This window comes from Streptomyces anulatus (assembly GCF_014650675.1).
Taxonomy (GTDB): Bacteria; Actinomycetota; Actinomycetes; order Streptomycetales; family Streptomycetaceae; genus Streptomyces; species Streptomyces anulatus.
The window spans coordinates 156176-175217 of record NZ_BMVK01000016.1 but is presented as its reverse complement, the minus strand read 5'-3'; the positions used below and the strand labels follow the sequence as shown (position 1 = coordinate 175217).

Sequence of the window (19042 nt, the reverse complement as noted above, 5' to 3'; positions counted from 1 at the left end):
TCGTGATACGAGGGGAGCGCGCTCCCTGCTCACCGGTGGCCGAGATTGTCAGTGATTTCCCGGCCCGGCCTCCCGATACCCGAATCGCAGATCAGGACCAAAGTGGCGTATTCATACGAAGCCCCAGTTTCGCAGTCGCTGTTCGACCGAGCGTCCGTCGTGACGCCCGGCGGCGTGAACTCTCCCGTGCGTGCCTTCCGGGCCGTGGGCGGTACGCCCCGGTTCATGGTGTCCGGCACCGGTCCGTACCTCACCGACGCCGACGGTCGCGAGTATGTCGACCTCGTGTGCTCGTGGGGGCCGATGATTCTCGGCCACTCTCACCCCGAGGTCATCGCCGCCGTCCAGGAGGCGGTCTCCCGGGGCACCTCCTTCGGTACGCCGGGTGAGGGCGAGGTCGCGCTCGCCGAGGAGATCGTGGCGCGGATCGAGCCGGTCGAGCAGGTGCGCCTGGTCTCCTCCGGCACCGAGGCGACCATGTCGGCGATCCGGCTGGCCCGCGGCTTCACGGGCCGGGCCAAGGTCGTGAAGTTCGCCGGCTGCTACCACGGGCACGTGGACGCGCTGCTCGCCGCCGCCGGGTCGGGCGTGGCCACCTTCGGGCTGCCCGACACCCCGGGGGTCACGGGCGCCACGGCCGGGGACACCGTCGTGCTGCCGTACAACGACCTGGACGCGGTGCGCGCCGCCTTCGCCGCGCACCCGGGCGAGATCGCCTGCGTGATCACCGAGGCCTCGCCCGGCAACATGGGCGTCGTCCCGCCGGCGGACGGCTTCAACGCCGGGCTCAAGGAGCTGTGCGCGGCGAACGGCGCGCTGTACATCTCCGACGAGGTCATGACGGGCTTCCGTACGTCGAAGGCCGGCTGGTACGGCGTCGACGGCGTCCGGCCCGACCTGATGACCTTCGGCAAGGTGATGGGCGGCGGCTTCCCCGCCGCGGCCTTCGGCGGTCGCGGCGACGTGATGGCGCACCTGGCCCCGGCCGGCCCGGTCTACCAGGCGGGCACCCTCTCCGGGAACCCGGTCGCCACCGCCGCCGGGCTCGCCCAGCTGCGGCTGCTGGACGACGCGGCGTACGCGAAGATCGACGGGGTCTCCGCCGAGCTGCGCTCCCTGGTGGGCGACGCGCTCACCAAGGAGGGTGTCGCGCACACCGTGTCCGCCGCGAGCAACATGTTCTCCGTCTTCTTCACCGACGAGCCCGTCCGCGACTACGACGACGCCAAGAAGCAGGACGTCTTCCGCTTCACCGCGTTCTTCCACGCGATGCTGGAGCAGGGCGTCTACCTGCCGCCCTCGGCGTTCGAGTCCTGGTTCGTCTCCACGGCCCACGACGAGCGGGCGGTCGAGCGCATCGCCGCCGCCCTGCCCGCCGCCGCCCGCGCCGCAGCGGAGGCCACCGCATGAGCGGCGACGAGCAGTTGACCGTGGTGCACGTGGTCCGGCACGGCGAGGTGCACAACCCGGACGGCGTGCTCTACGGACGCCGCCCCGGCTACCACCTCTCCGACCTGGGCCGGAAGATGGCCGACCGGGTCGCCGAGCACCTGGAGAAGCGCGACATCACCCATGTCGTCGCCTCCCCGCTGGAGCGCGCCCAGGAGACGGCCGCCCCTGTCGCCAAGGCGCACGGCCTGGACCTCGCCACCGACGCCCGGCTGATCGAGGCCGCCAACGTCTTCGAGGGCAAGACCTTCGGGGTCGGTGACGGCGCGCTGCGCAAGCCGGACAACTGGAAGCACCTCACCAATCCGTTCAAGCCGTCCTGGGGCGAGCCGTACATCGAGCAGGTCGTCCGGATGATGGGCGCGATCGACGCCGCCCGGGACGCGGCGCGCGGGCACGAGGCGGTCTGCGTCAGCCACCAGCTGCCGATCTGGATCCTGCGCTCGTTCGTGGAGCGCCGCCGCCTGTGGCACGACCCGCGCAAGCGGCAGTGCACGCTGGCCTCGCTGACGAGCTTCACCTACCGGGGCGACAAGATCGTCTCGGTCGGCTACTCGGAGCCGGCCCGGGACCTGGTGCCCGTGCACCTGCTGGCCGGGGCCAAGCCGGTGAAGGGGAAGCCGGGGCAGTCCAAGGCGTTCGGCGCCTAGCCACCGCCGCGAGGAGCGTCGCGGGCACCACGTGACACCACGTAACGCCACGTAACACCGTGGGACATGACGCGCGGGACACGAGCGCGGGACATGACGGGACCGGCCGCCGGAGCAACGGCGGCCGGTCCCGTCCGCTTTGCTGCCCGGGGTGCCTGCGAGGCGCTAGCGCTCCCGATCCTGAGATTAGGTTAGGCTAAGCTAAGTTGACCTCAGGTGGGTGGGACGGCGTCCCGTCGGGCTCGGTCGCGGGTGGCGACGGTGGCCGCCGTGGTCACGACCGCCTTCGACGAAACGGTGGAACGATGACGCGCACTTCCCCCAGAGCCCTGCTCGACCGGAGACCGGCGGAGCGGACCGTCCCGGTGAGGCCGGCTCATGAGTGACGCGGCCCGTGCGGCGGACGCCGCCCCCGGCCGGTCACCGGCCCACGGGTGGCCCGGCTCGCCCGGCAGCTCGAAACCGCCCGGGACTCCGCCGCCCGGGACGCCCTGACCGAGGCGTTCTGGGACGGGGTGACCCGCGCCGGCACCCCGCTCGTCGAACCGCTCGACGACTCACCCGGCCATCGCGCCGTCACCTTCCTCTGGCGCGGCCACCGTGCTACCCGTCAGGTCCTCCTGATGGCGACCGGTATCGGCGACCGCGACCGGCCGGCCGACACGCTCCTCCACCACCTCCCGGGCACCGACGTCTGGTACCTCGGCTTTCGGCTGCGCGCCGACCACCGGGGGTCCTACCGGCTGGTGGCCGACATCTCCCCGGGCCCCGCGCCCGCCGACCCCGCCCTGCTCCAGCGGCGGCTGGTGGCGCTGACGGCGCACGGTGTGGCCGACCCGCTCAACCCCCGCCGCCTGCCGGTCCGTCGGCGTGACGTGGAGAGTTCGGTGTTCGCCCTGCCGGAGGCCCCGCCCCAGCCCTGGGCCGGCCGGCGGGCCGGTATCCGGCGCGGCGTCGTCGAACGGCACACCGTCACCGGCCGCACCCCGGGCGAGGAGCACGAGGTCTGGACGTACCTTCCGCCGGACGGGGCGGGCAACCCCGTGCGCGGCCGTCCGGGGCCGGGGCCGCTGCCGCTGCCGGTGCTCGTGCTCTGCGACGGGGGCATGTGGTTCGGGCGGCTCGGCTTCCAGGACACGCTGGACGCGCTGATCGCCGACGGGGCCCTGCCGCCGCTCGCCGTCCTCTCCCCGGACGCCGGCGACGCCGCGACCGGACAGCGCGACCCCGGCGGCCGGGAGGCCTGCGCCGCCTTCCTCGCCGACGAACTGCTGCCCTGGGCGCGCGCCCGGTGGCCGCTGACCGCCGACGCGGACCGGACCGCCGTCTCCGGCCAGGGGCTCGGCGGAACGACCGCGCTGTACGCCGCTCTCACCCGGCCCGAACGCTTCGGCCGGGCTCTCGTCCAGTCGCCCGCGCCGGGCCCGCCGGCCGACGGCGGGGACCGGACCCCGGGCGAGGGTGACCTGCCGCCCGGCGGCGGGGACCGGATATCCGCGCCCGTCGTCCACCTCGCCCTCGGCCTGCACGACGGGGCCGCTTCGGTCGAGTACGGCGAGGCCCTCGTTCCCGCGCTGCGCGCCCGGGGGCACCGGGTCGTCCGCACCGTCCACAACGGCGGCCGCGACCACGCCTGCTGGCAGGGGCTTCTGGCCGACGCCCTGGTGGAGTCCTTCCGGTAGGGGCAGCCGCATGGGCGCCTCCGTGCTCGCGCATGAGTTCGACGATCCGGGGAAGCCGATCCGTCGGCCGACGGCAGAACTGCGGAGGCCCCTCCTGCGTCCCTCACGAGGGCTCCTCGTAAGGGTGTGCGAGCGCCGTACGCACGTCGTACCCGAGTTGGGCGGACGGCCGGTCGGCTTGCAAGGTAAAGCGTAAAGAAAGTCCCCAAATGCACGGAACCGACGTGTTACGTGCCCCATCTAACCCTTCAGTAGTTTGTATGGGCTTGAGATAAAACGACCGCAGATGGGGACGGTATGCGCGACATCAATCGAAGGGGCCTGCTCGGGGCGGGGCTCGGCGCCGCAGCCGCGATCGGACTCGCCGGCTGTGGCGCCTCGGGCTCCTCCGGTGACGGAGGGTCCGGCCGGGGCGGCAAAGGCGACACCGGAAACGGCGGCAACGGCAGCGGAAACGGCGCGCCGAAGAACAAGGTCCGGCTGATCGGTGACGGCTCGACCGCCGACACCGGCAAACAGCCCAACCAGCCGCAGGCGCCTGTTCCCCTCGAACCCGGCCAGAAGCCGCCGCAGTTCGTGATCTTTTCCTGGGACGGTGCGGGCGAGGTCGGCAACGGGCTCTTCCCGCGCTTTCTCGAACTCGCCAAGGAACACGACGCGGCGATGACCTTCTTCCTCTCCGGGATCTATCTGCTCCCCGAGTCGAAGAAATCCCTCTACCGTCCGCCGAACAACCCCCGCGGCGCCTCCGACATCGGCTATCTCACCGACGATCACGTCAAGGACACGCTGAAGTACGTACGCCAGGCGTGGCTGGACGGCCACGAGATCGGCACCCACTTCAACGGGCATTTCTGCGGCGGTTCCGGATCCGTGGAGCGCTGGACGCCCGCCCAATGGCACAGCGAGATCAATCAGGCTGTGTCGTTCGTCACGGAATGGCGGACGAACACCGGCTGGGAGAACGAGGATCCGCTTCCGTTCGACTATCGCAAGGAACTGATCGGCGGCCGCACCCCCTGCCTGCTCGGCCAGGACAATCTCCTGCCGACCGCGAGCAAACTGGGCTGGCGGTACGACGCCAGTTCGCCCGGCGGCCGTCAGACCTGGCCCGTGAAGCGCGGCGGCGTCTGGGATCTTCCGCTGCAGGCGATGCCGTTCCCCGGGCACTCCTTCGAGGTGCTCTCGATGGACTACAACATCCTCGCCAATCAGTCGCAGAATTCGACGAAGGGTATGCCGTCGCGTTATCCGGGCTGGCGCACCCAGGCGACCGGGGCGTATCTCGCCGGTTTCCAGCGCGCGTACGAGTCGAATCGTGCGCCGTTCTACATCGGCAACCACTTCGAGGAGTGGAACGGCGGCATCTATATGGACGCCGTGGAAGAAGTGATCAAGAAGGTGGCCGACAAGGACGACGTGCGTCTCGTCTCGTTCCGGCAGTACGTCGACTGGCTCGACGTACAGGATCCCGCCGTGCTCGCCAAGCTCCGGACGCTGGACGTCGGACAGGCGCCCGCCGGTGGTTGGAACTCCTTCTTTAAACAGGCTTGACAAGGGGCTTTACGGGCACGGAGGGGGGCGCGGGGGAGCCCGGAATCTGCCATGCGAAACTTTTCACATGAGCTTTGGCCGCGCGTCCCGACGTCGCTTCACCCTGCTCGCCGCCACCGCTGTGGCCGGTGCCCTGACGCTGTCCGCGTGCAGCGGGGGCAACAAGGCCGGAGGCGGGGGCAACACCAACTTCGTCACCGGCAGCGGCGGCATCTCCACCGTCGCCAAGAGCGACCGGGTGGCGGCGCCGAAGCTCGACGGCAACGGTCTGGACGGCAAGCCGCTCGACCTCGCCGACTACCGGGGCAAGGTCGTCGTCCTCAACGTCTGGGGCTCCTGGTGCGGCCCCTGCCGCCTGGAGGCGAAGTACTTCGCGCAGGTCTCGAAGGAGACGGCGGACCAGGGCGTCCAGTTCGTCGGGATAAACACCCGCGACGCCCAGCGGGACGCGGCGATCAACTTCGAGAAGGACTACGGGGTCGAGTACCCGAGCTTCTACGACCCGATCGGCAAGCTCATCCTCCGCTTCCCCAAGGGCACCCTGAACCCGCAGGCTATCCCGTCCACCGTGGTCATCGACCGGGACGGGAAGATCGCGGCCCGCACGCTCCAGGCGCTCGACGCGGACGAGCTGCGCAAGATGATCGACCCGATCATCGCGGAGAAGTGATCCGGTGATCCCGCTCGCCGCGCACCACGAGACCGTCACGCTGGCCGCGTACAACGAGACCGTCATGAGCGGGACCCTCCTGGTGTCCCTGCCCATCGCCCTGCTGGCCGGCCTCATCTCTTTCTTCTCCCCGTGCGTGCTGCCCCTCGTGCCCGGCTATCTGAGCTACGTCACCGGGGTCAGCGGCACCGACCTCGCCGAGGCGCGCCGGGGCCGCGTGGTGACGGGCGCCGCCCTCTTCGTGCTCGGCTTCACCGTCGTCTTCGTCTCGGGCGGGGCCCTCTTCGGCTACTTCGGCCGGGAGCTCCAGGTACACGCCGAGCTGTTCAACCGGATCCTCGGCGTCCTGATGATCCTCATGGGGGTCTTCTTCATGGGGCTCCTGCCGGGGGTGACGCAGCGCGAGTTCCGGTTCCACAAGCGGCCGGTGACCGGGCTGGCCGGCGCGCCCCTGCTGGGCGCGCTCTTCGGGATCGGCTGGACCCCCTGCATCGGTCCGACCTTCGCCGCCGTGAGCACGCTCGCGTTCACCGAGGGCACCGCCGGACGTGGCGCGATACTGACCGTCGCGTACTGTCTCGGACTCGGTGTCCCGTTCGTCCTGGCCGCGGTCGCCTTCCGCAAGGCGCTCGGCGCGTTCGGCTGGGTCAAGCGCCACTACGCATGGGTGATGCGGATCGGCGGCGGCATGATGATCGTGACCGGAATCCTGCTGCTGACGGGTGCGTGGGCCACGCTCATGCAGCACATGCAGAGCTGGTCCAGCGGCTTCGTTGTAGGGATCTGAGTTCATGAGCAAGTCGAACAGCACGGAGACACGGGAGCGCGAGGACGAGCGCGGCCGGGGCTCCGCCCACGGCGCGGCGGGCGAACGGCTCTCCACCGCGCCCCGCGAGGAGCGCCCCGACACCGGGGCGGGCGTGCCCGCGATGAGCGTGGTCGGCTGGGTGCGCTGGTTCTGGCGTCAGCTCACCTCCATGCGGGTGGCCCTGATCCTGCTCTTCCTGCTCTCCCTCGGCGCGATCCCGGGGTCGCTGATCCCGCAGACCAGCGTTGACGACATGAAGGTGCAGGCCTTCAAGGACCAGCACACCACCCTCACCCCGATCTACGAGAAGCTCCAGCTCTTCGACGTCTACAGCTCGGTGTGGTTCTCCGCGATCTACATCCTGCTGTTCGTCTCGCTCATCGGCTGCATCGTGCCGCGCACCGGCCAGTTCGTCGGCCAGCTGCGCAGCCGCCCGCCGGGCGCGCCGAAGCGGCTGACCCGGCTGCCCGCGTACACCACCTGGCGCACGGAGGCCGAGCCCGAGGAGGTCCGCGAGGCGGCCCTCGCGGTCCTGCGCGGGCGGCGCTTCCGGACGCACGAGGTGGGCGACGCGGTCGCCGCCGAGAAGGGCTACCTCCGCGAGGCCGGGAACCTGGTCTTCCACATCGCCCTGATCGTGATGCTGGTGGCCTTCGCCTCCGGGCAGCTCTTCAAGTCCGAGGGCGGCAAGCTGATCGTCGAGGGCGACGGCTTCTCCAACACGCTCACCCAGTACGACGACTTCAAGTCGGGCTCGCTCTACGACTCCGACTCGCTGGCCCCGTTCAGCTTCGTGCTCGACGAGTTCGTCGGTACGTACGAGAAGAGCGGCCCGCAGCGCGGCACCCCGCGGACCTTCGAGGCCCGGGTGACGTACGCCGAGGGAGCCGACGGCGCGGAGCGCAAGGGCGTCATCAAGGTCAACGAACCGCTCGTCGTGGACGGCACCAAGGTCTATCTGATCGCCCACGGCTACGCGCCCGTCGTCACCGTCCGGGACGGCAGGGGGAAGGTCGTCTCGCGGTCCGCGGTCCCGCTGCTGCCGATCGACAACAACATCACCTCGTCCGGCGCCATCAAGGTGATGGACGGCTACAAGGACAAGAAGGGCGAGAAGACCCAGCTGGGCTTCAAGGCGTTCTTCGTGCCGACCTTCGCCGGCGAGGGCAAGGGCCAGATGTTCTCGCAGTTCCCCGCCCTGGACTTCCCCGTGCTGGCGCTCAGCGCCTACCACGGCTCCCTCGGCGTCGACTCCGGGCTCGCGCAGAACGTCTACCAGCTCGACACGTCCAAGATGAAGGAGTTCAAGGGCGAGGACGGCGAGCTCCTCAAGAAGATGATGATGCCCGGCGAGAAGCTGGACCTGCCCGACGGCGCCGGATCCATCACCTTCGACGGCGTCGAGGAGTGGGCCAGCTTCCAGGTCTCCCAGCAGCCGGGCAACGGCTGGGCGCTCGGCGGATCCGTCGCCGCCATCGCCGGTCTCGCCGGCTCGCTGTTCATCCAGCGCCGCCGGGTGTGGGTGCGGGCGGTCCGGGGCGCCGACGGCGTCACGGTCGTGGAGATGGCGGGCCTGGGCCGCAGCGAGTCCGCGAAGCTCCCCGAGGAACTGGGCGACCTGTCGGCCGCTCTGGTCACCACGGCGCCCGTCGCCCCCGCCGCCGCGGAGGCCCCGGACACGCCGGAGAAACCGGACGCGCCGGACGGGCCCGGCTCGACCGACGCCACGACCGACGCCACGAACGAGGCCGGGAGCCGGCCCGTACATCCTGCCGAAGCACCTGTCGAAGGGGCTGAGAAGTGAATCTCGCCGCCGCAACCAACGAGAGCCTGGCGAACACCAGCAATGTGCTGATCTATTCGTCGATGGCCGTCTACACCCTGGCGTTCTTCGCGCACATCGCGGAGTGGGTCCTCGGCAGCCGCAGCAAGGTCGGCCGTACGGCCGCCGCGCTGTCCGCCCCCGGAGCCGGTGCCTCCGCCGCCACCGCGGGGAAGGCGCGCGCCGGTGGCACGGCCGTGCTGGACCGGCCCGAGGTCATCACCCGCTCCGCCACCGGTACGCGTGACGTGCCCGACGGCCCGGGTGCGGCCGGCGGCACGTTCAAGGGCGACCTGTGGGGCCGGATCGCGGTCTCGCTGACCGTGGTGGCGTTCCTCGTCGAGGCGAGCGGCGTCGCCACCCGCGCCCTGTCGGTGCAGCGGGCCCCCTGGGCCAACATGTACGAGTTCTCCATCACCTTCTCCACAGTGGCGGTCGGCTCCTACCTGGTGCTGCTCGCACTGAAGAAGAACGTCCGCTGGATCGGTCTCCCGCTGGTGACCACCGTCCTGCTGGACCTCGGCATTGCGGTCACGACGCTCTACACCGACAGCGACCAGCTGGTGCCCGCGCTGCACTCGTACTGGCTGTGGATCCACGTCTCGACCGCGATCATCTGCGGCGCCGTCTTCTACCTCGGCGCGGTCGGTACGGTCCTCTACCTCTTCCGCGACAGCTACGAGAGCAAGCTCGCCTCCGGCGGCACGCCCGGGAAGTTCGCCTCCTCCGTCATGGAGCGGCTGCCCTCGGCGTCCTCGCTGGACAAGTTCTCGTACCGGATCAACGCGGCCGTCTTCCCGCTGTGGACGTTCACGATCATCGCCGGCGCGATCTGGGCGGGCGACGCCTGGGGCCGGTACTGGGGCTGGGACCCCAAGGAGGTCTGGTCCTTCATCACCTGGGTCGCCTACGCCGCCTATCTGCACGCCCGCGCCACCGCCGGCTGGAAGGGCCGCAAGGCCGCCTACCTGGCGCTCGTCGCGTTCGCCTGCTGGCTGTTCAACTACTACGGCGTGAACATCTTCGTCTCCGGCCTGCACTCCTACGCGGGGGTCTGAGAAGGCCGCGCACGGCATACGACGGCTCCCCGGACGGATTCTCGTCCGGGGAGCCGTCGTATGCCGTGCCGCGGGTCGTCGGTGCGCTGTCAGGAGGCCGGCGGGGTCTTGTCGTCGGGGCCCGTCCCGCCGTCGCGGCGGCCCCGCTCCTCCTCGGCGTCGGGCTCGGCGTCCTTGTCGTCCTTGAGCGACTTGAGGAAGTCCGGGTTGTCGTCCGGGGCCACCCACTGCTGCCGCCTGTTCCGCTGCCACGAGCCGGGTCCCGCGGCCCCGGCCCTGTTGTGGCGGGTCTTGCCGGCGGCGAGCCACACGACCGGGCCGACAATCCAGAACAGCAGGATGATGAAGACCCAGGCGATCTTCGGCAGATGCTTGGTGTCCTCCTCCGTGGTGTTCAGGCAGTCGATGAACGCGTAGATCGTCAGAGCCAGCGGGACGATGAACATCAGGGCTCTCATGGTGCGTCCCCCAGGAAGCGGCGGTGGGCGGGATGACGCCCGGTGTCGCGGCCAGGGTACCGGCTCGGCATGAAGGATCCGGGGCCCGGAGCCGGACCTGCCGGGCGCGTGCGCGGACGATCGGCGGACTTTCGGTGCGCGGCACCGGGGGAGCCCCGGCGGGGCCGCGGGGGCGGGGATGACAAACTGGACCGCATGGCTTACGACGATCTTCGCTCCCTGCTCCGTGCTCTTGAGCGCGATGGTGATCTCAAGCGCGTCAAGGTCGAGGTCGACCCCCACCTGGAGGTCGGCGAGATCGTCGACCGGGTCAACAAGGCGGGCGGGCCCGCCCTGCTGTTCGAGAACGTCAAGGGGGCCTCGATGCCCCTGGCCATGAACGTCTTCGGTACCGACCGGCGCCTCCTGAAGGCCCTCGGGCTGAAGTCGTACAGCGACATCAGCGACAAGATCGGCGGACTCCTCAAGCCGGAGCTGCCGCAGGGCTTCGTCGGGGTGCGGGAGGCCTTCGGGAAGCTCGGCTCGATGGTGCACGTGCCGCCGAAGAAGGTGAAGTCCGGCGACGCGCCCGTCCAGGAAGTGGTGCTGACCGGCGACGACGTCGACCTGGACAAGCTGCCCGCGCTGTTCACCTGGCCCGAGGACGGCGGCTCGTTCTTCAACCTGGGCCTCACCCACACCAAGCACCCCGAGAACGGCGTCCGGAACCTGGGCCTCTACCGGCTCCAGCGGCACGACAAGCGCACCATCGGGATGCACTGGCAGATCCACAAGGACAGCGCCAACCACTACCAGGTCGCCGCCCGGCGCGGTGAGCGGCTGCCCGTCGCCATCGCCTTCGGCGCGCCGCCGGCCGTGACGTACGCCTCCACCGCGCCGCTGCCCGGGGACATCGACGAGTACCTCTTCGCCGGGTTCATCCAGGGCAAGCGGATCGAGATGGTCGACTGCAAGACCGTGCCGCTCCAGGTCCCCGCGCAGGCGGAGGTCGTCATCGAGGGCTGGCTGGAGCCGGGCGAGATGCTCCCCGAGGGCCCGTTCGGGGACCACACCGGCTTCTACACCCCGCAGGAACCGTTCCCCGCACTGACCATCGACTGCGTCACCATGCGGAAGCGGCCGCTGCTCCAGTCCATCGTGGTGGGCCGCCCGCCGACCGAGGACGGGCCGCTGGGCCGGGCCACGGAACGTTTCTTCCTTCCGCTGCTGAAGATCATCGTGCCGGACATCGTGGACTACCACCTGCCGGAGTCGGGCGGCTTCCACAACTGCGCGATCGTCTCGATCGACAAGAAGTACCCGAAGCACGCGCAGAAGGTCATGAGCGCGATCTGGGGCGCGCACATGATGTCGCTGACCAAGCTGATCGTGGTGGTGGACTCCGACTGCGACGTCCACGATCTGCACGAGGTCGCCTGGCGGGCCCTCGGCAACACCGACTACGCCCGCGACCTCACGGTCACCGAAGGGCCGGTCGACCACCTGGACCACGCCTCGTACCAGCAGTTCTGGGGAGGCAAGGCCGGCATCGACGCCACCAGGAAGCTGACCACGGAGGGCTACACCCGGGACGGCGGGTGGCCGGAGATGGTCGTCTCCGATCCGGAGACGGCGGCGAAGGTCGACCGGCGCTGGAAGGAATACGGGCTGTGAGCAGTACGGCAGAAGCGGCGTCCGTTCCCGGGCCCGCGCCATCGGACAGCAAGGTGAAGGCCTTCCTGCGGCTCGTGATGATCGAGCACTCGGTGTTCGCGCTGCCCTTCGCGTACATCGCCGCGCTGACCGCGATGTTCCGGCTGGACGGCTCCATCCACTGGGGCACGCTGCTGCTCGTCACGCTGGCGATGGTGGGTCTGCGGACGTTCGCGATGGCCGCCAACCGGATCATCGACCGGGAGATCGACGCCCGGAACCCGCGCACCGCCGGCCGTGAGCTGGTGACAGGCGCGGTGTCGGTGAAGTCCGCGTGGACCGGTGCGCTCGTCGCGCTGGCGGTCTTCCTGGGGGCGGCGGCCCTGCTCAACCCGCTGTGCCTGGCGCTCGCGCCGCTGGCCGTCGTGCCGATGGTGGTCTACCCGTACGGCAAGCGGTTCACGAACTTCCCGCACGCCATTCTGGGCCTCGCGCAGGCCATCGGGCCGGTCGGCGCCTGGCTCGCGGTGACCGGGAGCTGGTCGTGGGACGCGGTGATCCTCGGGCTCGCCGTGGGGATCTGGATCGGCGGCTTCGACCTGATCTTCGCCTGCCAGGACGTGGCCGCGGACCGGGCCCACGGGGTGCACTCCTTCCCGGCGCGCTTCGGGATCCCGGCCTCGCTGTGGGGCGCGCGGGTGTGCCACGCGATCACGACCGGGCTGCTGGTGTGGTTCGGGCTGGCCACGGACGCCGAGGTCTTCTACTGGATCGGCATGGTGATCGTCGCGGTGGCGTTCGTCTACGAGCACCGGGTGGTGCGGCCGCACGATCTGTCCCGGCTGAACCGGGCGTTCTTCTCGGTGAACGGCTTCATCGGCATCGCGCTGTTCGCCTGCGCGCTGCTCGACCTGCTGGTGCGCGGCCTGACGCCCTGAGTCCCCTCAGACGGTGACCAGGTTGTCCGGGCCGCGGCGCGCGGACGGGCGGCGGAAGAGGAACGCCGCCGCCACCCCGCCGGCCAGGCCGAACAGGTGGCCCTGCCAGCTGACGCCCGAGTCGGTCGGCAGGACGCCCCACAGCAGCGAGCCGTAGACCACGGCGACGCCGACGCCTATGAGGACGTCCCAGGGGCGGCGGTCCACGAAGCCGCGGACCAGCAGATAGCCGAGCAGTCCGAAGACCACGCCGGACGCGCCGAGCGTCACCGTGTCCGACGGGGCGGTCAGCCAGACGCCGAGGCCGCTGACCAGGATGATCGTCACGACGACGGCGGCGAACCGGCGCAGTCCCGCGAGGGCGGCGATGAAGCCGAGGACCAGCAGCGGGACGGTGTTGGAGGCCAGGTGTTCCCAGCCGCTGTGCAGGAACGCGGCGGGCACCACGTCCCGCAGCTCCGCCGTCTCGCGCGGGCTGATGCCGTAGGTGTCCAGGGCGTTGCCCGTGGCCGTGTCGATTCCTTCGAGGATCCACAGCAGGGCCACCCAGCCCGCCATCAGGAGCCCGGCGGTCAGGGCCCGCGCACCGCCGGTGGTGCCGTTGCTCGTGGTGCGGTCGGTGGTCCAGTAGTCGCCCATGGTCTGCCCCTGCCCCCGGGTTGCCCGTCACCCGGTGAACGTCTGCGGCGCCCGCCCGGTTCCGGGTGCCGGGCGCGAGGGCGTGCCGGATAGGCTCGCAGGTGTGGAATCCAGGACTTCAGTGACTCATCAGCAGCGGCGGCCTTGGATTGTCGGGGTGTCCGGTGCTTCGGGGACCCCGTTCGCGGCCGCCGTTCTGCGCGGGCTGCTGGCGGCCGGCGAGAGCGTGGACCTGGTGGTGAGCCGGGCCTCGCGGCTCACCCTGCTGGACGAGACCGGTATCGCGTTCCGGGACGGTCACTGGCGCGAGGATCTGCGGACCTGGCTGGAGCGGGGGGCCGACGGGAAGCCGGACGCGTTCGCGGTGGGGGAGGCGGAGCTGGAGCGCGTACGCCACTGGCCCGCCGGTGATCTGGCCGCAGGGCCGTCCTCCGGGTCGTACCCGGCGAAGGGGATGCTGATCGTGCCGGCCTCGACGGCCTGTGTGGCCGGAGTGGCGCTCGGTCTGTCGAAGGATCTGCTCCAGCGGGCCGCGAGCGTGACGCTCAAGGAGCGCCGCCCGCTCGTCGTCGCGGTGCGCGAGACTCCGCTGAGCGGCCAGACGCTGAAGCAGATGGTGGCCCTGGACGAGGCGGGCGCGATCGTGCTGCCCGCCTCTCCGGCGTTCTACGCGGGTGCGACGCACATCCAGGATCTGGTGGATTTCGTCGCGGGGCGGGTGCTGGACGCGGGAGGCGTACCGCACCGGCTGTACCGCCGTTGGGAAGGAGAGCTCGGTGGCGGTTCCCGAGACCCTCAGGACCGATAGGCCCTGGTCAGCGCTTCTTGTGCGCGCGCGGGGTGCGGGTCTTGTCGACGCGGTGCGCGGCGGCGGGCTGGTGGGCACGCGAGCGGTTGGCCAGGTCCTGCAGCTCGCGCATCCGGGCGTAGGCCATCTCGATCGTGTACACGGTGAAGTTCACTCCTGAAGATTCGAAAGCGTTTCTTGGATGTTCTAGAAGATTTGCAGGGCGTCAGCCCTGCATGCCTTAGATTCTACACGTAAAGTCGCGGTACTGCTGAACAATGGAAGGCTTCAGTCATATGGACGCGGTGGACAGGCAGCTCATCCAGGCCCTCAGGGAGAACGGCAGGGCCTCGTACGCCGAGCTGGGACGGCTCGTGGGGCTCTCCGGGCCCAGCGTCACCGACCGCATCAACCGGCTGGAAACCGCCGGGGTCATCACCGGCTACCGCGCCACCGTCGACTCCGCGTCGCTGGGGCTCGGCGTGACCGCGCTGATCGGGATCTCGCTCTCGGACGCGGCCGACCACGAGGACGTGGCGCGCCGGCTGAAGGACCTCGCGGAGATCGAGGACTGCTGGTTCATCGCGGGCGACGACTCGTACATGCTCAAGGTCAGGGTCGGCGACGTGGACGGCCTGGAGAAGACGATCCGCCGCCTCAGCGGTACGAAGGGCGTCTCCCGGACGCGTACGACGATCGTGCTCTCCACCAAGTGGGAGAACCGGGTCGGAGAACTCCCCGAAGAGGCGTAGGCGTACGGTTGGTCGGAGTCTGATACACGGAGATATGGGAGGCGGCCTAGTGGACGCGGGACTCAAGCGCGAGCTGGAGGAGAAGGTCCGGGCCGGCGAGCGGCTGACCCGCGAGGACGGGATCGCCCTCTACGAGTCCGACGACCTGGCGTGGCTGGGCGGGCTGGCGCACGAGGTGCGCACGCGCAAGAACGGCGACGTGGTGCACTTCAACGTCAACCGTCACCTCAACATGACCAACGTGTGCACCGCCTCGTGCGCGTACTGCTCGTTCCAGCGCAAGCCGGGCGAGAAGGACGCGTACACGATGCGCATCGAGGAGGCCGTCCGCCTCGCCAAGGCGATGGAGGGCGAGAACCTCACCGAGCTGCACATCGTCAACGGACTCCACCCGACGCTGCCGTGGCGCTACTACCCGCGCTCGCTCAGCGCGCTGAAGGAAGCCCTCCCGGACGTCGCGCTGAAGGCGTTCACGGCGACGGAGATCCACCACTTCGAGACGATCTCCGGCCTCTCGGCCTCCGAGATCCTCGACGAGCTGATCGAGGCCGGTCTCGAATCGCTGACCGGCGGCGGTGCGGAGATCTTCGACTGGGAGGTCCGCCAGCACATCGTCGACCACCGCACCCACTGGGAGGACTGGTCGCGCATCCACCGGCTCGCGCACGAGAAGGGGCTCAAGACCCCCGCGACGATGCTGTACGGGCACATCGAGGAGCCCCGTCACCGCGTCGACCACGTGCTGCGGCTGCGGGAGATGCAGGACGAGACCGGCGGCTTCCAGGTCTTCATCCCGCTGCGCTACCAGCACGACTTCGTGGACATGAAGGACGGCAAGGTCCGCAACAAGCTCCAGGCGCGCACCACGATGGCGACCGGCGCCGAGGCGCTGAAGACCTTCGCGGTCTCCCGGCTGCTCTTCGACAACGTGCCGCACGTCAAGGTGTTCTGGGTGATGCACGGTGTGCAGACCGCCCAGCTCGCGCTGCAGCACGGTGCGGACGACATGGACGGCTCGGTCGTCGAGTACAAGATCACGCACGACGCCGACGACTTCGGCACGCCGAACAAGCTCGGCCGCGAGGATCTGCTGGACCTGATCCGCGACGCCGGTTTCCGGCCGGTCGAGCGGAACACCCGGTACGAGATCCTGCGTGAGTACCCGGGGCCGGAGGCGGACCGCCGCGAGTCACCGCAGCCGATGCGCGTCTGACGCCGCCCTGCCCGACCCCACACCGAACGAAAGCCCCGGCCGCCGTCCCCGGCCGGGGCTTTCTCGCGTTTCGGACAGGGTTGAGCCGAGCGAGGTGTAATGGTTAGTCTGCGCTTATGGCGCTTACCTTCGAGCTGGATCCCTCGTTCACTCCCGCCCTGCGCGACGGCGTCACCGCCCTGTGGGCCGACGTCAGCAACGCGGGCGGTGCCGTCGGCTTCGTCCCGCCCGTCACGGCCGAGGAGATCCGGCCCGAGCTGCTGAAGCACCTGGTCGCCATCGAGGACGGTCGCACCCGGCTGCTGGTCGGCCGGGACGAGGACGGGGCCGTCGCCGCCACCGCCTTCCTCGCCCTGAACACCCACCGGCTGATGAAGCACTGGCTGTGGCTCTACACCGTCATGGTCCACCCCCGCCACCAGGGCAGGGGGTACGGCCGCGACCTCATGGCCGCCGCCGCCGACGCCGCCCGCTCCGTCGAGGGCATCGAGGCGATCCGCCTCACCTGCCGGGGCGGCACCGGCGCCGACCGCTTCTACGCCGCCTGCGGATACAAGGAGGTCGGCCGGGTGCCGGACGCGATCCGGGTCGCCCCCGGCGACGACCGGGACGACGTCATCATGCTGCTCCCGCTGGGCCCCGCGACCCCCTGAACCGAGAACTCCCGCCGCCCGGCAACCCCCTGAACCGAGAGAATTCGGGCCATGCTTCACTGGACGGGCAGAAGCGTGTCGAGAGTCCATGGGAAGAGAGAGGGCCAGCCGTGTCCGCTGCCAAGCCGAGCGCGTTGATCCGTTACACGGCGTTGCGCCTGCTGATCTTCGTCGGCTGCTTCCTCGCCGCCGGTGTCGCCGTCCACTTCGGGCTGGTGCCCGCAGGGCTCGGGGGCTCCAACATCGTCTGGGTGATCCTCCTCGGCCTCCTCCTGTCCGCCCCGCTCAGCTACGTGCTGCTGCGCAGGCAGCGCGACGAGATGTCCGAGCAGATCGTCTCCACCGTCGACCGCACCAAGGCACGCCTCGACGCCAACCGCACCCGCGAGGACGCGGTCCAGTAGCACCCGTGGTGCCTGTAGGCGCCACGTAAGCTTCCTCACACGCGCACGCCGTGCGCACCCCTTCTCCGCCGGACCCCGGGCCGGAGCCGACAGGCTCCAGCACCGGGGTTCGCGGCGTTCTCCACTGTTTTCCGGCGCTTTCCAGCCTTTTCTGCCCGGCGGAACCATGCCCGGGAGCCAAAGAAAGGCTTTGAGGTTCCCAAAGTTCAAGTGTTAACGTATTCGACATGAAGACAGCTGTGCGCCTCCGTCATGCCGCGAGCATCCCGCTCGTGGCGCGCCTGCATGTCGATCTCTGCCGCTGTATGTCCGCGGTCTGTTGCCGCAAGGTCTGATACGGCATCATGCAGCGGCTCCGCCCCCGATGCGGGCGCCGCGACCCCGTCCCCGTTCCACCGCACGACCGCACGGATGGATCCGTGCGTCCCGATGCGTCCCCAGTTGGAGTGTGTCCGTGTCCGCGAATCCCGCGTCCGCCGCCCCCGAGGCCGAGCAGCCCACCGGCTCCGGTTCCCGTATACCCAGGGTCCCGTTCTGGGCCCAGATCGTCGCCGGTCTGGTCCTCGGCGTGCTGCTCGGCTGGCTGGCCCGCAGCCAGGACCTCGGCTGGCTCGTCACCACCCTCGACGAGATCGGCTCGCTCTTCGTCCAGCTGCTGAAGCTGGCCGTCGCCCCGCTGGTCTTCTTCGCGATCCTCGTGTCGATCACCAACCTGCGCCAGGTCAACAACGCCGCCCGGCTCGCGACCCGCACCCTGCTCTGGTTCATGATCACGTCCCTGATCGCGGTCGCCATCGGCCTCGCGATCGGCCTGATCACCAACCCGGGCTCCGGCACCGGCCTCACGCCGAAGGACGGCGCGCTCTCCGAGACCAAGGGCAGCTGGATCGACTTCCTGACCGGCATCGTCCCGGACAACGTGATCACGCCGTTCACCGAGCTGAACGTGCTCCAGATCGTGTTCATGGCCGCCGTCGCCGGTATCGCCGCCCTCAAGCTCGGCGACAGGGCCAAGCCGATCCTCACCCTCAGCCAGTCGATCCTGGAGCTGCTCCAGAAGGCCCTGTGGTGGGTCATCCGCCTCGCTCCGATCGGCACCGTCGGCCTCATCGGCTACGCCATCGCCGACTACGGCTGGGACCTCATCGGCAAGTACGCGACGTTCACCGCCGACGTCTACATCGGCTGCGCCCTGGTGATGTTCGGCGTCTACCCGCTGCTCCTGGCCACCGTCGCCAAGGTCAGCCCGCTCCAGTTCTTCAAGGGCGCCTGGCCCGCGATCCAGCTCGCCTTCGTCTCCCGCTCCTCGGTCGGCACGATGCCGGTCACGCAGAAGGTCACCGAGCGCCTCGGCGTTCCGAAGGAGTACGCCTCCTTCGCCGTCCCGTTCGGCGCCACCACGAAGATGGACGGCTGCGCCGCGATCTACCCGGCGCTGGCGGCGATCTTCATCGCGCAGATCTTCGACGTGCAGCTGGGCATCGGCGACTACCTCCTGATCGCCTTCGTCTCGGTGATCGGCTCGGCGGCCACCGCCGGTCTCACCGGCGCGACGGTCATGCTGACCCTCACCCTGTCCACGCTGGGCCTCCCGCTGGAGGGCGTCGGCCTGCTGATGGCCATCGACCCGATCCTGGACATGATGCGCACCGCCACCAACGTGGCCGGCCAGGCGCTGGTCCCGGTGATCGTCGCGGCCCGGGAGAAGATCCTCGACCACGACGCGTACAACTCGGCCTCGGCCTCCCCGATCGACTCGTTCGGTGACACCGACCGGGACGAGGTCCGCGACGCGGAGCCCCAGAGCGCGGTGCCCGTCACCGCCTAGCGCCACTCGGCCCCGGCCGTCCTGACAGCGCCCTCGGACCACGTA

At 70.0% G+C, this 19042-nt stretch carries 19 protein-coding genes; 16 read left to right on the top strand and 3 right to left on the bottom strand.

The window, feature by feature from the left end; genetic code table 11:
• Positions 1-138: 138 nt before the first annotated feature.
• From hemL to ccsB, 8 genes are all read left to right on the top strand, one after another.
• Complete coding sequence (gene hemL / locus IE272_RS30720; RefSeq protein ID WP_073960809.1) at positions 139-1410, top strand: glutamate-1-semialdehyde 2,1-aminomutase; 1272 nt, start codon at positions 139-141, stop codon at positions 1408-1410.
• Complete coding sequence (locus IE272_RS30715; RefSeq protein WP_050358755.1) at positions 1407-2099, top strand: histidine phosphatase family protein; 693 nt, start codon at positions 1407-1409, stop codon at positions 2097-2099. The genes hemL and IE272_RS30715 overlap by 4 nt, the downstream gene beginning before the upstream one ends.
• Positions 2100-2533: 434 nt before the next feature.
• Positions 2534-3781, top strand: a complete 1248-nt coding sequence (locus tag IE272_RS30710) for an enterochelin esterase domain-containing protein (protein ID WP_229897832.1) — start codon at positions 2534-2536, stop codon at positions 3779-3781.
• Between the two features lie 297 nt (positions 3782-4078).
• A complete protein-coding gene (locus tag IE272_RS30705) occupies positions 4079-5335 on the top strand; it encodes a polysaccharide deacetylase family protein (protein ID WP_047177194.1) in 1257 nt (418 codons plus the stop codon).
• A 67-nt stretch (positions 5336-5402) separates the two neighbouring features.
• The gene (locus tag IE272_RS30700; protein ID WP_057663648.1) at positions 5403-6005 is read left to right on the top strand and encodes a TlpA family protein disulfide reductase; all 603 of its coding nucleotides are present in this window, start codon (positions 5403-5405) and stop codon (positions 6003-6005) included.
• Positions 6006-6069: 64 nt separating this feature from the next.
• The gene (locus tag IE272_RS30695) at positions 6070-6792 is read left to right on the top strand and encodes a cytochrome c biogenesis CcdA family protein (RefSeq protein ID WP_047180754.1); all 723 of its coding nucleotides are present in this window, start codon (positions 6070-6072) and stop codon (positions 6790-6792) included.
• A 4-nt stretch (positions 6793-6796) separates the two neighbouring features.
• Positions 6797-8617, top strand: a complete 1821-nt coding sequence (resB, locus tag IE272_RS30690) for a cytochrome c biogenesis protein ResB (protein WP_057663646.1) — start codon at positions 6797-6799, stop codon at positions 8615-8617.
• Positions 8614-9693 (top strand): c-type cytochrome biogenesis protein CcsB, encoded by a 1080-nt coding sequence (gene ccsB, locus IE272_RS30685; RefSeq protein WP_050358759.1) that lies wholly within the window; start codon positions 8614-8616, stop codon positions 9691-9693. Before resB ends, ccsB begins: the two co-directional genes overlap by 4 nt.
• A gap of 89 nt (positions 9694-9782) precedes the next feature.
• On the opposite strand, the gene IE272_RS30680 is transcribed toward ccsB, so the two are convergent.
• Positions 9783-10139 (bottom strand): PLD nuclease N-terminal domain-containing protein, encoded by a 357-nt coding sequence (locus IE272_RS30680; protein WP_190009088.1) that lies wholly within the window; start codon positions 10137-10139, stop codon positions 9783-9785.
• A gap of 207 nt (positions 10140-10346) precedes the next feature.
• Between IE272_RS30680 and IE272_RS30675 the strand changes: the two genes are divergently transcribed.
• Both IE272_RS30675 and mqnP read left to right on the top strand, forming a co-directional pair.
• Positions 10347-11804 carry a menaquinone biosynthesis decarboxylase gene (locus IE272_RS30675; protein ID WP_007460435.1) on the top strand — a complete coding sequence of 486 codons (1458 nt, stop codon included), beginning with the start codon at positions 10347-10349 and terminating at the stop codon, positions 11802-11804.
• Entirely contained in the window at positions 11801-12721 is a 921-nt protein-coding gene (mqnP, locus tag IE272_RS30670) for a menaquinone biosynthesis prenyltransferase MqnP (RefSeq protein WP_050358761.1), read from the top strand. The genes IE272_RS30675 and mqnP overlap by 4 nt, the downstream gene beginning before the upstream one ends.
• Before the next feature lie 6 nt (positions 12722-12727).
• Here mqnP and IE272_RS30665 read toward each other — a convergent pair whose 3' ends face one another.
• Positions 12728-13360, bottom strand: coding sequence for a rhomboid family intramembrane serine protease (locus IE272_RS30665; RefSeq protein WP_050358762.1), 633 nt, complete (start codon positions 13358-13360; stop codon positions 12728-12730).
• A 121-nt stretch (positions 13361-13481) separates the two neighbouring features.
• Here IE272_RS30665 and IE272_RS30660 point away from each other — a divergent pair, with 121 nt between their 5' ends.
• The gene (locus IE272_RS30660) at positions 13482-14168 is read left to right on the top strand and encodes a UbiX family flavin prenyltransferase (RefSeq protein ID WP_050358763.1); all 687 of its coding nucleotides are present in this window, start codon (positions 13482-13484) and stop codon (positions 14166-14168) included.
• 7 nt (positions 14169-14175) lie between these two features.
• On the opposite strand, the gene IE272_RS30655 is transcribed toward IE272_RS30660, so the two are convergent.
• A complete protein-coding gene (locus tag IE272_RS30655; protein ID WP_007460445.1) occupies positions 14176-14322 on the bottom strand; it encodes a hypothetical protein in 147 nt (48 codons plus the stop codon).
• 121 nt (positions 14323-14443) lie between these two features.
• Between IE272_RS30655 and IE272_RS30650 the strand changes: the two genes are divergently transcribed.
• The 5 genes from IE272_RS30650 (at position 14444) to IE272_RS30630 (ending at position 18997) form a co-directional block, all read left to right on the top strand.
• A complete protein-coding gene (locus tag IE272_RS30650) occupies positions 14444-14899 on the top strand; it encodes an Lrp/AsnC family transcriptional regulator (protein ID WP_018961621.1) in 456 nt (151 codons plus the stop codon).
• Between the two features lie 49 nt (positions 14900-14948).
• Entirely contained in the window at positions 14949-16112 is a 1164-nt protein-coding gene (gene mqnE, locus IE272_RS30645; protein ID WP_032794822.1) for an aminofutalosine synthase MqnE, read from the top strand.
• A gap of 116 nt (positions 16113-16228) precedes the next feature.
• Positions 16229-16765, top strand: a complete 537-nt coding sequence (locus tag IE272_RS30640) for a GNAT family N-acetyltransferase (RefSeq protein WP_050358764.1) — start codon at positions 16229-16231, stop codon at positions 16763-16765.
• A 110-nt stretch (positions 16766-16875) separates the two neighbouring features.
• Positions 16876-17169 (top strand): DUF4229 domain-containing protein, encoded by a 294-nt coding sequence (locus IE272_RS30635; RefSeq protein ID WP_050358765.1) that lies wholly within the window; start codon positions 16876-16878, stop codon positions 17167-17169.
• 454 nt (positions 17170-17623) lie between these two features.
• Entirely contained in the window at positions 17624-18997 is a 1374-nt protein-coding gene (locus tag IE272_RS30630; protein ID WP_050359008.1) for a dicarboxylate/amino acid:cation symporter, read from the top strand.
• The last annotated feature ends 45 nt before the right edge of the window (positions 18998-19042 follow it).

Excerpts from the sequence above, each read along its gene's own strand:
- IE272_RS30650 (WP_018961621.1), top strand. The coding sequence starts at position 14,444 with ATGGACGCGGTGGACAGGCAGCTCATCCAGGCCCTCAGGGAGAACGGC.
- IE272_RS30700 (WP_057663648.1), top strand. The coding sequence starts at position 5,403 with ATGAGCTTTGGCCGCGCGTCCCGACGTCGCTTCACCCTGCTCGCCGCC.
- IE272_RS30640 (WP_050358764.1), top strand. The coding sequence starts at position 16,229 with ATGGCGCTTACCTTCGAGCTGGATCCCTCGTTCACTCCCGCCCTGCGC.
- IE272_RS30665 (WP_050358762.1), bottom strand. The coding sequence starts at position 13,360 with ATGGGCGACTACTGGACCACCGACCGCACCACGAGCAACGGCACCACC.
- IE272_RS30675 (WP_007460435.1), top strand. The coding sequence starts at position 10,347 with ATGGCTTACGACGATCTTCGCTCCCTGCTCCGTGCTCTTGAGCGCGAT.
- IE272_RS30695 (WP_047180754.1), top strand. The coding sequence starts at position 6,070 with ATGAGCGGGACCCTCCTGGTGTCCCTGCCCATCGCCCTGCTGGCCGGC.
- resB (WP_057663646.1), top strand. The coding sequence starts at position 6,797 with ATGAGCAAGTCGAACAGCACGGAGACACGGGAGCGCGAGGACGAGCGC.
- IE272_RS30680 (WP_190009088.1), bottom strand. The coding sequence starts at position 10,139 with ATGTTCATCGTCCCGCTGGCTCTGACGATCTACGCGTTCATCGACTGC.
- IE272_RS30715 (WP_050358755.1), top strand. The coding sequence starts at position 1,407 with ATGAGCGGCGACGAGCAGTTGACCGTGGTGCACGTGGTCCGGCACGGC.
- IE272_RS30705 (WP_047177194.1), top strand. The coding sequence starts at position 4,079 with ATGCGCGACATCAATCGAAGGGGCCTGCTCGGGGCGGGGCTCGGCGCC.